12 protein-coding genes are annotated in these 12,291 nt (G+C 67.2%); 8 read left to right on the forward strand and 4 right to left on the reverse strand.

Going from position 1 to position 12,291, the window contains the following annotated elements:
• The first annotated feature begins 23 nt into the window (after positions 1 to 23).
• The 4 genes from QZX93_RS07960 (at position 24) to QZX93_RS07975 (ending at position 4,470) form a co-directional block, all read left to right on the forward strand.
• Positions 24 to 812, forward strand: a complete 789-nt coding sequence (locus tag QZX93_RS07960) for a YdcF family protein (protein WP_295384903.1) — start codon at positions 24 to 26, stop codon at positions 810 to 812.
• 163 nt (positions 813 to 975) lie between these two features.
• Positions 976 to 2,412 (forward strand): UbiA family prenyltransferase, encoded by a 1,437-nt coding sequence (locus tag QZX93_RS07965; protein ID WP_295384905.1) that lies wholly within the window; start codon positions 976 to 978, stop codon positions 2,410 to 2,412.
• Complete coding sequence (locus QZX93_RS07970; protein ID WP_295384906.1) at positions 2,412 to 3,710, forward strand: FAD-binding oxidoreductase; 1,299 nt, start codon at positions 2,412 to 2,414, stop codon at positions 3,708 to 3,710. The genes QZX93_RS07965 and QZX93_RS07970 overlap by 1 nt, the downstream gene beginning before the upstream one ends.
• Positions 3,711 to 3,732: 22 nt before the next feature.
• A complete protein-coding gene (locus QZX93_RS07975) occupies positions 3,733 to 4,470 on the forward strand; it encodes an SDR family oxidoreductase (RefSeq protein ID WP_295394500.1) in 738 nt (245 codons plus the stop codon).
• Positions 4,471 to 4,474: 4 nt separating this feature from the next.
• Here the strand turns inward: QZX93_RS07975 and QZX93_RS07980 are convergent, their stop codons facing one another.
• Entirely contained in the window at positions 4,475 to 5,032 is a 558-nt protein-coding gene (locus QZX93_RS07980; protein WP_295384910.1) for a CDP-alcohol phosphatidyltransferase family protein, read from the reverse strand.
• 132 nt (positions 5,033 to 5,164) lie between these two features.
• Between QZX93_RS07980 and purM the strand changes: the two genes are divergently transcribed.
• Together purM and purN are read left to right on the forward strand one after the other, a co-directional pair.
• Positions 5,165 to 6,238: a phosphoribosylformylglycinamidine cyclo-ligase gene (gene purM / locus QZX93_RS07985; protein WP_295384914.1), complete on the forward strand. Its 1,074-nt coding sequence runs from the start codon at positions 5,165 to 5,167 to the stop codon at positions 6,236 to 6,238.
• Positions 6,231 to 6,908, forward strand: coding sequence for a phosphoribosylglycinamide formyltransferase (gene purN / locus QZX93_RS07990; RefSeq protein ID WP_295384916.1), 678 nt, complete (start codon positions 6,231 to 6,233; stop codon positions 6,906 to 6,908). Before purM ends, purN begins: the two co-directional genes overlap by 8 nt.
• A gap of 180 nt (positions 6,909 to 7,088) precedes the next feature.
• Here purN and QZX93_RS07995 read toward each other — a convergent pair whose 3' ends face one another.
• From QZX93_RS07995 to QZX93_RS08005, 3 genes are all read right to left on the reverse strand, one after another.
• Complete coding sequence (locus QZX93_RS07995; protein ID WP_295384918.1) at positions 7,089 to 8,543, reverse strand: HAMP domain-containing sensor histidine kinase; 1,455 nt, start codon at positions 8,541 to 8,543, stop codon at positions 7,089 to 7,091.
• Positions 8,540 to 9,214 (reverse strand): response regulator transcription factor, encoded by a 675-nt coding sequence (locus QZX93_RS08000; RefSeq protein WP_295384920.1) that lies wholly within the window; start codon positions 9,212 to 9,214, stop codon positions 8,540 to 8,542. The genes QZX93_RS07995 and QZX93_RS08000 overlap by 4 nt, the downstream gene beginning before the upstream one ends.
• Positions 9,215 to 9,426: 212 nt before the next feature.
• The gene (locus QZX93_RS08005) at positions 9,427 to 10,962 is read right to left on the reverse strand and encodes a DegQ family serine endoprotease (RefSeq protein ID WP_295384922.1); all 1,536 of its coding nucleotides are present in this window, start codon (positions 10,960 to 10,962) and stop codon (positions 9,427 to 9,429) included.
• A gap of 240 nt (positions 10,963 to 11,202) precedes the next feature.
• Between QZX93_RS08005 and QZX93_RS08010 the strand changes: the two genes are divergently transcribed.
• Both QZX93_RS08010 and QZX93_RS08015 read left to right on the forward strand, forming a co-directional pair.
• Positions 11,203 to 11,769 carry a hypothetical protein gene (locus tag QZX93_RS08010; protein WP_295384924.1) on the forward strand — a complete coding sequence of 189 codons (567 nt, stop codon included), beginning with the start codon at positions 11,203 to 11,205 and terminating at the stop codon, positions 11,767 to 11,769.
• Positions 11,770 to 11,785: 16 nt separating this feature from the next.
• The gene (locus QZX93_RS08015) at positions 11,786 to 12,280 is read left to right on the forward strand and encodes a DUF1269 domain-containing protein (RefSeq protein ID WP_295384925.1); all 495 of its coding nucleotides are present in this window, start codon (positions 11,786 to 11,788) and stop codon (positions 12,278 to 12,280) included.
• Positions 12,281 to 12,291 lie beyond the last annotated feature (11 nt).

The raw sequence follows: 12,291 nt of genomic DNA on the forward strand, positions 1-12,291 counted from the left end.
ACCAAAGACGAGCACCCCTATTCATGCTTTATATCGACAAGGTGATTGCCCAGTTGGCCTATCCGTTGAGCCTGTCGCTCGCCCTGTGTCTGCTGGCCCTGGCGTTGTTGGCCGTGGGGCGGCGGCGCTCGGGGGGGTTGGCGGTGCTGGCCGGGGTGCTGTGGTTGGGCGGCTGGTCGTTACCGGTGGTCTCGGACGCACTGCGGCTGTCGTTGGAGGGGCGGTTTGCGAACAATCCAGTGACCGCATTGCCGCTGGCCGATGTGGCGGTGGTGTTGGGTGGCGGGATCGACGTCGGGCCGCCGCAGTGGCCTTATCCGGACCTGGGCGCGGCGGTCGATCGGGTCTGGCAGGGGGCGCGGATTGTGCGCGCCGGCAAGGCCCCCTGGGTGATCGTGACGGGTGGCTCGATGCCCTGGAGCGGTGAGCGTGGTTCGGTTGCGGAGGCCACGCGCGCCTTGCTGGTCGACCTAGGCGTGCCCGAGCAGGCGGTGCTGTTGGAGGGGCGCAGTCGCAATACCCGCGAGGACGCGCTCTACAGTGCCGACGCGATCCGCGCGCGCGGTTTTCAGCGCGTGTTGCTGGTCACCTCGGCCCTGCACATGCCGCGCGCGCTGGAGTGCTTTCGGGCGGTGGGGATCGAGGCGATCGCCGCTCCCACCGATTTCGAGGTGATGCCCGAACCCCCCAGTCTGCTGCGCTGGCTGCCGGATGCCGAGGCACTGGCCGCCAGCACCCATGCGTTGAAGGAGTATCTGGGCCTGTGGATGTACCGGTGGCGGGGGTGGGCGCTCCCCGCTGCGGCTGGTTGATGGGAGGGCCGGGGCGGCGTTCCATTTTCTTTCTCGTGACCCCGCTCAAGCGGTGTCACGCCTGTGTCAGGCGCTCTGCGCCGCGTGCGCCGATCACGTCCGGACTTTCGCAAGTGCCTTACGGCATTTGTTTTTCCATGACGGAGTATGAGGTAGCAGGCGGATGAGCGACGTGGTGTTGGCCATCGACCTCGACGGCACCCTGCTGCGCACCGACAGCCTGGTCGAAGCGCTGTGCGAACTGCTGCGCGAGCGCCCGCTGGCCTTGGTCAAGGGCGCGCTGACACTGGGTGTGCATGGGCGTGCCGTCTTCAAGGGTTGGGTGGCCGATCACGCCCGGCTGGACGTCGCGGGGTTGCCGCTCAATACTCCCTTGCTGGACTGGTTAGGGGCCGAACGTGCGGCCGGTCGGCGGCTGGTGCTGGCGACGGCGGCCGATCGGCGGATCGCCGAGGCGGTGGCCGCGCGCGTGGGTCTGTTCGACACGGTGTTGGCGAGCGATGAGGGGCACAATCTCAAGGGCGAGCGCAAGGCGTTGGCGTTGGTTGCCCGCTTCGGCCAAGGAGGCTACGACTATGCCGGTGACAGCCCCGCCGACCTGCCAGTGTGGCGCGAGGCGCGCCGGGCCATCGTGGTGGGCGGGCCTGGGTTGGCGCGCGCGGCAGGTCGCGTGGCCGAGGTCGAGCGGGTCTTCGCACCCGTGTACGGTCGGGCGGCGGCGCTGCTGCGTGCGTTGCGGCCGCATCAATGGGTGAAAAACCTGCTCCTGTTCCTGCCGCTAGTCGCCGCGCATTCGGCGACCGACGGCCCCCGCCTGCTCGCCGCCGCGCTCGCCTTCCTGGCCTTCGGGCTCACCGCCTCTGCGGTCTATCTGTTCAACGACCTGCTCGACCTGCCGGCCGATCGGCGCCACCCGCGCAAGTGCCGTCGCCCCTTCGCCGCCGGCGATCTGCCGCTGGTCTGGGGTCTGCTACTCACACCGCTGCTGCTGTTGGCCGCCGCGGCGCTGAGTCTGCTGGCCTTGCCGCCGGTCTTCACGCTCGTGCTGGCTGGGTATGTCATGCTGACCACCGCCTACTCCTTCGGACTCAAGCGCAAACCTATCCTGGATGTCATGCTGTTGGCCACGCTCTATACGGTGCGGGTCATTGCGGGGGCTGCCGCGGTGGCGATTCCGCCCTCCTTCTGGCTGCTGGCGTTTTCCATGTTCATCTTCCTGAGTCTGGCCCTGAGCAAGCGTTACACCGAACTGCACGGGCTGCTGCTGCGCGGTGAGTTGACGGCCGCTGGGCGCGGCTGGCATGTCGATGACCTGTCGTTGGTGCAAACCCTGGGGACTGGGGCCGGCCTGGCCTGTGTGCTGGTGCTGGCGCTCTATATCGACAGCGCCCCGGCGCAGCGCCTGTACGCCACTCCCGAGGTGCTCTGGTTCGTTTGTCCGTTGCTGCTCTACTGGATCGGTTGGCTCTGGTTCAAGACCCACCGTGGCGAGATGCACGATGACCCGGTGGTGTTCGCCTTGCGCGATCATGTGAGCCTGCTTATTGGCGCACTCACCGCCGGCATTGTCCTGCTGGCCACAGTCGGGGTTGCACCGTGATGAACCGACACGAGTCCTGGGGACGTTACCCGCAGGCGACGCCGGCGTTGGTCACTCGGCTCACCGACCGGCGTGCGCCGTTGCCCCCGTCGGATCATCCGCGGCTGGTTTATGGTAACGGCCGCAGCTATGGCGATGTCTGTCTCAATGACGGCGGCGAGGTGCTGCTGGCGCGCGGCCTGGACCGGTTCATCGCCTTTGGTGCAGCCACCGGCGTGCTGCGCGCCGAGGCCGGGGTGCTGTTGTCTGAGGTCCTGGATCTGGCGGTGCCGCGGGGCTGGTTCTTGGCCGTCACCCCCGGCACCCGCTTCGTCACCCTGGGCGGGGCGGTGGCCAATGATGTGCATGGGAAGAATCACCATCGCGCCGGCACCTTCGGCTGTCATGTGCGCGCCTTGGAGCTGGTACGCTCGGACGGCAGTCGCCGGGAGTGCTCGCCAACCCAATCGCCTGACTGGTTCGCGGCGACCATCGGCGGTCTGGGGCTCACCGGGCTCATCGCCTGGGTCGAGATCCAACTGAGCCGTATCCCCGGACCCTGGCTCCACGCCGAGAGTCGGCGCTTCAGTGCCCTTGCCGAGTTTTTCCCACTGTCGGAGGCGGCCGACCGGCGCGATGAATTCACCGTCGCCTGGGTCGACTGCGCCGCGCGCGGGGCCAACCTGGGGCGCGGCATCTTGCTCAAGGGCAGTTTCGCCCCGGTCGCGGCCGGCAGGGGCACGCCGCCCAAGGCGCATGGGCGGCTCAGTGTCCCGGTCACGCCGCCCTTCTCGCTGATCAATCGACTCACTCTCGACGCCTTCAATGCGCTCTATTACCGCAAGCCCGAGGACGCTGGACTTACCCACTACGCCCCCTTTTTCTATCCACTCGACGGCATCGGGCATTGGAACCGCATCTACGGCCCCAAGGGCTTCCTGCAATATCAGTGTGTGCTGCCGCCCGCCGTGGCCGAGCCGGCGCTGCGCGAACTGCTCGCGCGTATCGCCCGCAGCGGTGAAGGATCTTTCCTCGCGGTACTCAAGCGTTTCGGTGGGCGGGTGTCTCCAGGCCTGTTATCCTTTCCGCGCCCCGGGGTAACCATTGCGCTCGACTTTCCGTTTAAGGGCCAAGCCACGCTGCGACTGCTCGACACCTTGGATGCGGTGGTTGCCGCAGCGGGCGGTGCGCTCTATCCGGCCAAGGATGCGCGGATGGGTCCTGCGATGTTCCGGCGATCATTCCCGGCGTTGGAGCGATTTATGACCTTTGTCGACCGCGGCTTCAGTTCGGGATTTTGGCGGCGGGCGACACTCTGATGCGGGGGATCTGGGAATGGCGATGCAGCAAGTCTTGATCGTGGGCGGCACGTCGGCGATCGGCGAGCAGGTGGCCAGGCGGCTAGCCGTCCGCGGGGCGATGCTTTATCTTACCGGCCGGGATGGCGGGCGGCTGGCGTCCATCGCGGACGATCTGCGCGTGCGCGGCGCGGCGCGCGTTGCGCCGGAGGGGCTGGACCTAACCCATGGGCCGGCGCTCGCTGGTCTGGTCAGTCGTGCGGCACAGGCCCTCGTGGGGCTGGATACGGTCTTATTCGCGGCAGGTCTGCTGCCCGATCAGGCACGGGTGAACAAGGATGCGAATCTCTTACGCGAGACGCTGGCGGTGAACGCCACGGGCGCCATGGTGGTACTCAACGAGGCCGCTGCCTACTTTGAGCAACAGGGCCACGGCCAGATCGTCGCCATCGGCTCGGTGGCCGGCGATCGCGGTCGGGCAACCAACTATGCCTATGGGGCGGCCAAGGGGGCGTTGGAAATCTTTATGTCCGGGTTGCGTCAACGCCTGCAGGGGCGCGGCGTGCAGGTGCTGCTGGTCAAGCCGGGTTTTGTCGATACGCCGATGACCGCTGACTTCGCCAAGGGGCCGCTGTGGGCAAGCCCCGAGCGGGTGACCAAAGACATCGTCCGGGCCATGGAGCGGGGTCGCTCCGTGATCTACACGCCCTGGTTCTGGCGTTGGATCATGCTCATCATTCGTCATCTTCCTGAGCGGCTCTTCGTGCGGCTGCGTTTCTGATGGCCTACTCATCCCGCCAACCGTGGGTGCGGGCCTTGGCCGACCACACCAGGACATACTGCACGCCGCTCACCAGTATGGTGACGAGACAGGCCCAGGTCAGGGCCGTGATCACCCAGTTGGGCATCGGCATGGGTCCGGCGTCGGTAATTGCGGCGATCACCAGCACGATCTGAAACAGGGTGTTGATCTTACTGCTCAGTGTCGGCGCGGCCTCTAGCTCCTCGACCCGGTAGTTGTACAGGAGCGCCCCGGCGACAATCACCAGGTCCCGAAAGATGGCCGCCATCACCAGCCACACCGGGATCAGGCCCATCGAGCCTAAAACCAGTAGACAGCTCACCAGCAGGGCCTTGTCGGCCAGGGGGTCGAGGATGCCGCCCAAGCGGCTCTGCCAGCCGTAACTCTTTGCCAGAAAGCCGTCCACGCCATCGGAGATACCGGCGACCGCGAACAACACCAGCGCCCAGCCGAATTGTTGGGTCAACAGCAGCCACACCACCGGGATCACTGCGACCAGGCGCAAGGCACTGATGATGTTTGGGATGTCGCTGGGCCTCACGTTGGGTAGACCGATGGCGCCGGTAAACGGCTGGGAGGCGATATGCTAGCCCGATGGGGCCTCGCTGTCCAAGGCGGTGACGGGCGCGGGATGCGGGTAGAATCGCCCCATGTATCCCACCGGAGCCCCCGCGTGTCCCAGGAAATCGAACCACAACTCCCCCGATCACTCAGTTACCGCGATGCCGGCGTCGATATCGACGCCGGTGCGGCCCTCGTCGAGCGCATCAAGCCGCTGGCCGCCGCCACCGCCCGCCCCGGGGTGGTGTCCGGCCTGGGGGGCTTCGGGGCGCTCTTTGCACTGCCCATCCAGGACTATCGGGAGCCGGTCCTGGTCTCCGGTACCGACGGGGTGGGTACCAAGCTGCGCCTCGCCATCGCGCTCAACCGGCACGACACCATCGGCATCGACCTGGTGGCCATGTGTGTCAACGATATCCTGGTGAGCGGTGCCGAGCCGCTGTTTTTCCTCGACTATTACGCGACCGCCCGGTTGGAGTTGGAGGTCGCCACCGCGGTGATCGCCGGCATCGCCCGCGGCTGCGAACTGGCGGGCTGCGCCCTGACCGGCGGGGAGACCGCCGAGATGCCCGGGATGTACAGCGCCGGGGACTATGACCTGGCGGGCTTCTGCGTGGGCATTGCCGAGCGCTCGGCGCTGATCCTGCCCGAGCGGGTGCGCCCGGGCGACCAATTGATCGGGCTCGCCGCCTCCGGGCCGCACTCCAACGGTTACTCGCTGATCCGCAAGGTGATCGAGGTGAGCGGGGCGGATCTCAGCGCGGACCTGGATGGGGCGACCCTGGGTGAGCGGCTGCTCGCCCCCACCCGCATCTATGTGCGCTCGGTGCTGCCGCTCACCCGGGCGCTGAACGTCCACGGTCTGGCCCATATCACCGGCGGCGGTATCACCGAGAACCTGCCGCGCGTCCTGCCGCCGGGGACCCAGGCGCGGGTGGATATGGGCAGCTTCCAGCGCCCGGCGGTCTTCGACTGGCTCCAGACCCAGGGCGGCATCACCGAGGCGGAGCTGCGCCGCACCTTCAACTGCGGCATCGGGATGGTGGTCTGTGTCGCGCCGCAGGATACCGCTGCGGCGCTGGCCATGCTGCGCTCGGCCGGGGAGGAGGCCTGGGTGCTGGGTGAAATCGAGTCCGCCACCGGCGCGCCGCGGGTGGTCTATGGCGACGCGACAGATCATGACTGAGGCGTCTGCGGCTCGGCTTCCGGTGGTCGTGTTGATCTCCGGGGGCGGCAGCAACCTGGGCGCCTTGATCGCGGAGCAGTCCCGCTGGCCCTACCGGATCGCGGCGGTCATCAGCAACCAGCCCGCCGCCCGGGGGCTGGAACGGGCGCTTGCGGCGGGTATCCCGGCTGAGATCCTGGACCACCGTGACTATCCGGATCGGGCGGCCTATGACCTGGCCCTGGCCGCGGCCATCGACCGTCATGCCCCTGGCCTGGTGGTGCTGGCCGGCTTCATGCGCATCCTCACGCCGGCCTTTGTCGCCCGCTATCCCGGGCGGCTGCTCAACATCCACCCGTCACTGTTGCCCAAGTTCCCCGGCCTGCACACCCACCGCCGCGCGCTGGAGGCGGGTGAGCGCGAACATGGGGCAAGCGTCCACTTCGTTACCGCCGAGCTCGATGGCGGCCCGGCGATCATGCAGGCGCGCGTCCCGGTCGTGCCGGGGGACTCGCCCGAGACCCTGGCGGCTCGGGTGCTGGTGCAGGAGCACCGGCTGTATCCGCCCGTGCTCGGCTGGTTCGCGCAGGGGCGCCTGCGGCTCGGGGAGGATGCCCGCGTGCAGTTGGATGGGGTGCGACTGGCTGGGCCGCTGGACCTCAACGAATTGCCAGCCGTCCTCGGTATGTGAACGAGCGACTTGCGTTCATCCTAAATCCGGCAATTGCTCACACAAAGACACAAAGAACACAAAGAAAAACAGATCATTGGATACGCTGGACCGATCGCCGGGCTGGCGACCTCGTCGACCAACATATCTCGCTGAAAATCTTTGTGATCTTTGTGCCTCCGTGTGAGAACTACTCCAGGTTTACGGCGAATTAGGCTGGGGTAGGTCGGTCGCCAGGGCCGCCCCCCGCTCCAGTCGTATCCGCACCCGCAGGCCGGGGGCGTTGTCCAGGAGTTCGATGGTGGCGCCGTGCAGTTGGATCACGGCCTGCACCAGGCTCAAGCCCAGGCCGCTGCCGGGGGTGGAGCGGCTGTGGTCGGCACGAAAGAAGCGGCGGAAGACCTCGGCGCGCAGCCCCGCGGGGATGCCGGGGCCGCTGTCGGCGACCTCCATGAGGATGTCCTGTTCGGTGCCGGTGAGACGCAGGTCGACCAGGCCGCCTTCGGGGGTGTATTTCACCGCGTTGTCGACCAGGTTGCCGAGGGCCTGGAATAACAGGTCGCGATCGCCGATGACCCAGGCGTTGCGGGGGGCACTGAAGGTCAGTTGCTGCAGCCGTTCGGCCGCGACCGGCTCATAGAGTTCCGCCAGATCCGCGACCAAGGGCACCAGGTCGACCGGGGCGAAGGCGGCGCGCCGGCCGCCGGCCTCAATGCGGGCGATGCGCAGCAGTGCATTGAAGGTGGTGAGCAGTTCCTCGGCGTCGGCGATGGTCTCCTCGGCGGTGGCCCCCGCCGGGTGGGTGTCGCCCAGTTCGGCGCGCAGCAGCTCCAGCTTGGTGCGCAGACGCGTCAGGGGAGTGCGCAGGTCGTGGGCGATGTTGTCCGAGACTTGGCGCACCCCGTCCATCAGTGACTCGATGCGCGAGAGCATCTGGTTGAGACCGGCGGCGAGTTGGTCGAAGTCGTCGTTGCTGCCCCCCACTGGGATGCGGCGCGACAGGTCGCCCTCCATGATCTCGCGGCTGATCTGGTTGATCGCCTCCAGGCGGCGCAGGACGCGGTGGCTCAACACCCAGCCGCCGAGCAGGGCCAGTGCGGCGGTGATGGCCAGGCCCCAGGTCAATGCGTCGAGGATCAGGTGGCGGGTCCCCTCCAGGTCACGCACGTCGCGTCCCACCAGCAGCAGCAGGTCGCCGCGTAGCCGGAACACCTGGCCGCGGGCGGCGTGCTCTTCGGCCTGATTCGGCCCGCGGTTGCGCAGCCGAAAGTGGATCCAGCCGTCGGCGGCCAGGAACCCGGCGGGCCAGCGATCGAGGTTGCCGAGCAGCGGCTTTAAGTCCGCATCCGCCAGGAGGTAGAGCCCGGCCCCGGCCGGGTCGCGGGCGATGCGCTCCTGGATGACGGTGCTCAGTCCGGGCAATCCACGCTGCCGGTACTGCTCGGCCAGCCCCTGGATTTCGGCGCCGATGGTGGCGTCGGTCTGGCGGTCCATGAAACCGGCCGTGGACCAATAGATGAAACCGAGCAGTATGCCGACCGAGATCGACAGCAAGAGCATGTAGAGCAGTGCGAGCCGGAAGCTCGAACTCTTCAGCACCCGGGTCGCGCGCACCCACAGTTCGTGGCGGCGTCGGCCCACCGCGGCGGGGTTCATGGGGCGCGCAGCATATAGCCCGCGCCGCGCACCGTGTGCAGCAACGGGGTCTCGAAATCACGGTCGATCTTGCCGCGCAGGCGGCTGATGTGGACATCGATGATGTTGGTCTGGGGGTCGAAATGATAGTCCCAGACCTGTTCCAGCAGCATGGTGCGGGTGACCACCTGGCCGGCGTGGCGCAGCAGGTATTCCAGCAGGCGGAACTCGCGCGGCTGGAGCGCGATCGGGTGTCCGGCGCGGGTGACCTCGCGTTTGAGCAGGTCCATCTCCAGGTCGCCGATCCGCAGCCGGGTCTCGGGGGCGTCGGCCGCCCCGCGCCGCAGCAAGGCCTCCAGGCGGGCGTGCAGTTCGGAGAAGGCGAATGGCTTGACCAGATAGTCGTCGCCGCCGGCGCGCAGGCCCTCCACCCGATCATCCACCTCGCCCAGGGCGGACAGGATCAGGACCGGGGTCTGGTTGCCGGCGGCGCGCAGTGTGCGCAGGATCCCCAGACCGTCCAGTCCGGGGAGCATGCGGTCGAGAATGAGCGCGTCATAGTCGCCGCTGGCCGCCATGAGCAGCCCCTCGCGACCGTCGGCGGCATAGTCGGTCAGGGTGCCGACCTCGCCCAAGGCCTTGCGCAGGTAATCCGCTACATGGCGGTCGTCTTCGATCAAGAGTACTCGCATAGGCGGATCATACCGGAAAAAAAGGGCCGTCCCTGGCCGGCGGATGGCTGAAACGGCAGCCGGGTGGGGGGTCCCGGGCCGGGGCGCATCCCAGAAACCGTCAATCGATGAAGTCGCGCCGCGAGCGCACTCCAACCCTTCCTCCCCCCTCGGGGCGGGCCGGAGAGAGGGAACGGCCAGGCGCCCGCCAGGCGGTGCGGGCGCCATGGCCGTTAGGCCGCGAAGGGTATCGCGATAAACATGGGCCGCCCGTCCTTTTCCACCCGCAACATCACCGCGCTACGCTTGGTCGCGGCGGCCGCGCGGATGGCCTCGACGGCCTGGGTGGGGGTGCTCACCGGCGCACCGCCGACCATGGAGATGAGGCAACCGGCCGTGATCCCCGCCTCGTCGGCTGGGCTCCCGGGCTGGACTTGGGCGACATAGACGCCCCGGCTACCGGGGGCCAGGCCCAATTGCTGGCGCAGTTCGGGGGTGAGCGGCGCCAAGCGCAGGCCGAGTTGTGCCTTGGCCTGGTCGCCGGCGCCCTGGCCCTCGTCCTTGGCCAGTGACTCGTCGCTTGGCATGGTGCCGACCTTGACCTTGACCGTCTCGGGCTGGCCGGATCGCACCAACTCCACGGCGATCTCGGTCCCGGCCTTGGTCGCTGCGATCAGCTTGGGCAGGTCTTTGTAGTCCTTGATGGTCTGGCCACCGGCCTTGAGGATCACGTCGCCGGCCTTGATGTTGGTTCCGGCCGCGGGGCCATCGGGCAGGACATCGGCCACTAGGACGCCGGCGGTGCCGTTGAGGCCCATGGCGGCGGCCATGTCCTCGGTGACCGGCTGGATCTGGAGTCCGAGCCAGCCGCGTTCAACCCGTCCCTCGGCGCGCAGTTCGGCCACGACGCTCTTGACGGTCTCGGCCGGGATCGCGAAGCCGATGCCCACACTGCCGCCGGTGGGGGAGTAAATGGCGGTGTTGACGCCGATCACCCGCCCATAGGCGTCGAACAGTGGCCCGCCTGAGTTGCCGCGGTTGATCGGGGCGTCGATCTGGATATAGTCGTCGTAGGGGCCGGCGTGGATATCACGCCCACGCGCTGAGACGATGCCGGCGGTAACCGTCCCGCCGAGGCCGAAGGGGTTGCCGACCGCCAGCACCCAGTCCCCGACCCGGGCGGACTTGGATTCGGTGAGATCCACGGCCGGCAGGGGGTGGCCGGCCTCGATCTTGAGCAGGGCCAAGTCGGTCTTCTCGTCACGGCCCAGGACCTTGGCCTTGTGTTTGCTGCCGTCATTGAGCGTCACTGTGATCTCGTTGGCCCCGTCAACGACATGGTTGTTGGTGACCACGAGACCCGTGGGGTCGATGATGAAGCCCGAGCCGGCACCCTCGGCCCGGTGGCCGCCGGGCCGCCCGTGCGGCATGCCGGGTTGCTCGAAGAAGCGCTTGAAGAACTCCTCCATGGGCGCTCCATCGGGTAACCCTTGAGGCCCAAACGATTGCTCGGGCGCCCCCTCTGCAACCACGGTCACGTTGACCACGGCGGGCGAGACCCGTTCGGCCACGTCGGCGAAGCTCGGCATGGCCGGTGCCACGACGGCGGCGGCGCCCGGGGTGGCGGCCGGCGGCATGGCGGATTGGGCGGCAACGCCCCCGCCGATCGCCAGGGCCAGGGCGACGGCGGTAGCCATGGCCCCGCGGGTCAGGTTCGCCGTGAGGCGGGGGCGGGTGGCGTGGGTGCGGTGCGGTGCTGCGGTATACATGGATTGATTTCCTGCCGATCGATCGGCGCGTCACGCTTGGTTTGTTCAGTAGGGCTCGCGCCGACGCGGGCGGGCCTTGCCTTGGGTTCCAAGTATGGGGGTTGAGGCGCTTCTGCGACCTTTCCGGCCCGTTACATTTTTGTTAGATGCGCCAGTTGCAGCGACTGGACTTCCCGGGTAACGTTGGGTCGCTTGTCACTGCGGTCACACCACATAGAAAATTGTTCGGGAGGTACCTCGATGCAGAAAGTTCCCTTAGCCTTGGTTGCTGGTCTTGCCGTCGGCGCTGCCGGTCTCGCGCCGCTCGCCGTCGCCGAGACGACCTTGACCCCGGTCGCTGGCGAGGCCACTGTCACTGAGCTCACCGGGACCGTGGTGGTGGTCAATACGCAGACCCGCAAGATGACCATCAAGACCCCGGAGGGCCGCTTCGAGCTGATCGATATCCCCGAGCAGGTCACGCGCATCGACCAGATCAAGATTGGCGACAAGGTCGCCATCAGCGAGTCCGAGGCGGTGCTGGTGAGCCTGGAGCAGGGGCGCGACGCGGGCTCCATGGGTGCCATCGGCGACACCAAGGTGCAGCGTGACCCGGGTGTCAAACCCGGCGGGACCATCACCGAGACGCTCAAGCTTTACGGCAAGGTGGAATCGGTGGATCGGGCCCGCTCGCGCGTGACCATTCGTGGACCTCAGAAGACCGTTACCCTGACCGTCAAGGACCCGGCGATCCTCGGTCAACTGAAGCCCGGCGACGGGGTGATCGCCAACTATATACGTATCCTCACCGGCAAGATCGTCAAGTAATCAGCGAGTCATCCCTATGAGTAATCTGATCGTCGTCTCATTTCCCGAGGAGCACCTGGCCTTCGAGTTGCGCGCGGCCCTCGTGAATATGCAAAAGGAGTATCTGATCGAGATGGAGGACGTGGTGATCGTCACCAAGGATGCGGCGGGGAAGGTCAAGCTCCATCAGGCGGTGAATCTGACCGCCCTGGGGGCGGCCAGCGGCGGCTTTTGGGGACTGCTGATCGGTATGCTATTCCTCAATCCGCTGCTGGGTGCCGCGGTGGGTGCGGGGGCCGGCGCATTGTCCGGACGTTTCACCGATCTGGGCATCAACGATGAATTCATGAAGGACCTGGCAGAACACTTCCAGCCCGGTTGTTCCGCCATTTTCATCCTGGTGAAGAAGGCTACGCCGGATAAGGTCTTGGCGGGTCTAGAGCAGTTCAAGGGTAAGGGTAAGGTCATCCAGACCTCACTCACCAAGGATGAAGAGCAGGGCTTGCGCGACTTCCTTGAGACGCAGCCCTAAGTCCACACCGG

Source organism: uncultured Thiodictyon sp. (genome assembly GCF_903946935.1).
Classification (GTDB): Bacteria; Pseudomonadota; Gammaproteobacteria; order Chromatiales; family Chromatiaceae; genus Thiodictyon.

What these genes read in the sequence shown, in the direction of transcription:
- QZX93_RS07960 (WP_295384903.1), top strand. Translation starts at nt 24, where the DNA reads ATGCTTTATATCGACAAGGTGATTGCCCAGTTGGCCTATCCGTTGAGC.
- QZX93_RS07965 (WP_295384905.1), top strand. Translation starts at nt 976, where the DNA reads ATGAGCGACGTGGTGTTGGCCATCGACCTCGACGGCACCCTGCTGCGC.
- QZX93_RS07970 (WP_295384906.1), top strand. Translation starts at nt 2,412, where the DNA reads ATGAACCGACACGAGTCCTGGGGACGTTACCCGCAGGCGACGCCGGCG.
- QZX93_RS07975 (WP_295394500.1), top strand. Translation starts at nt 3,733, where the DNA reads ATGCAGCAAGTCTTGATCGTGGGCGGCACGTCGGCGATCGGCGAGCAG.
- purN (WP_295384916.1), top strand. Translation starts at nt 6,231, where the DNA reads ATGACTGAGGCGTCTGCGGCTCGGCTTCCGGTGGTCGTGTTGATCTCC.
- QZX93_RS07995 (WP_295384918.1), bottom strand. Translation starts at nt 8,543, where the DNA reads ATGAACCCCGCCGCGGTGGGCCGACGCCGCCACGAACTGTGGGTGCGC.
- QZX93_RS08000 (WP_295384920.1), bottom strand. Translation starts at nt 9,214, where the DNA reads ATGCGAGTACTCTTGATCGAAGACGACCGCCATGTAGCGGATTACCTG.
- QZX93_RS08005 (WP_295384922.1), bottom strand. Translation starts at nt 10,962, where the DNA reads ATGTATACCGCAGCACCGCACCGCACCCACGCCACCCGCCCCCGCCTC.
- QZX93_RS08010 (WP_295384924.1), top strand. Translation starts at nt 11,203, where the DNA reads ATGCAGAAAGTTCCCTTAGCCTTGGTTGCTGGTCTTGCCGTCGGCGCT.
- QZX93_RS08015 (WP_295384925.1), top strand. Translation starts at nt 11,786, where the DNA reads ATGAGTAATCTGATCGTCGTCTCATTTCCCGAGGAGCACCTGGCCTTC.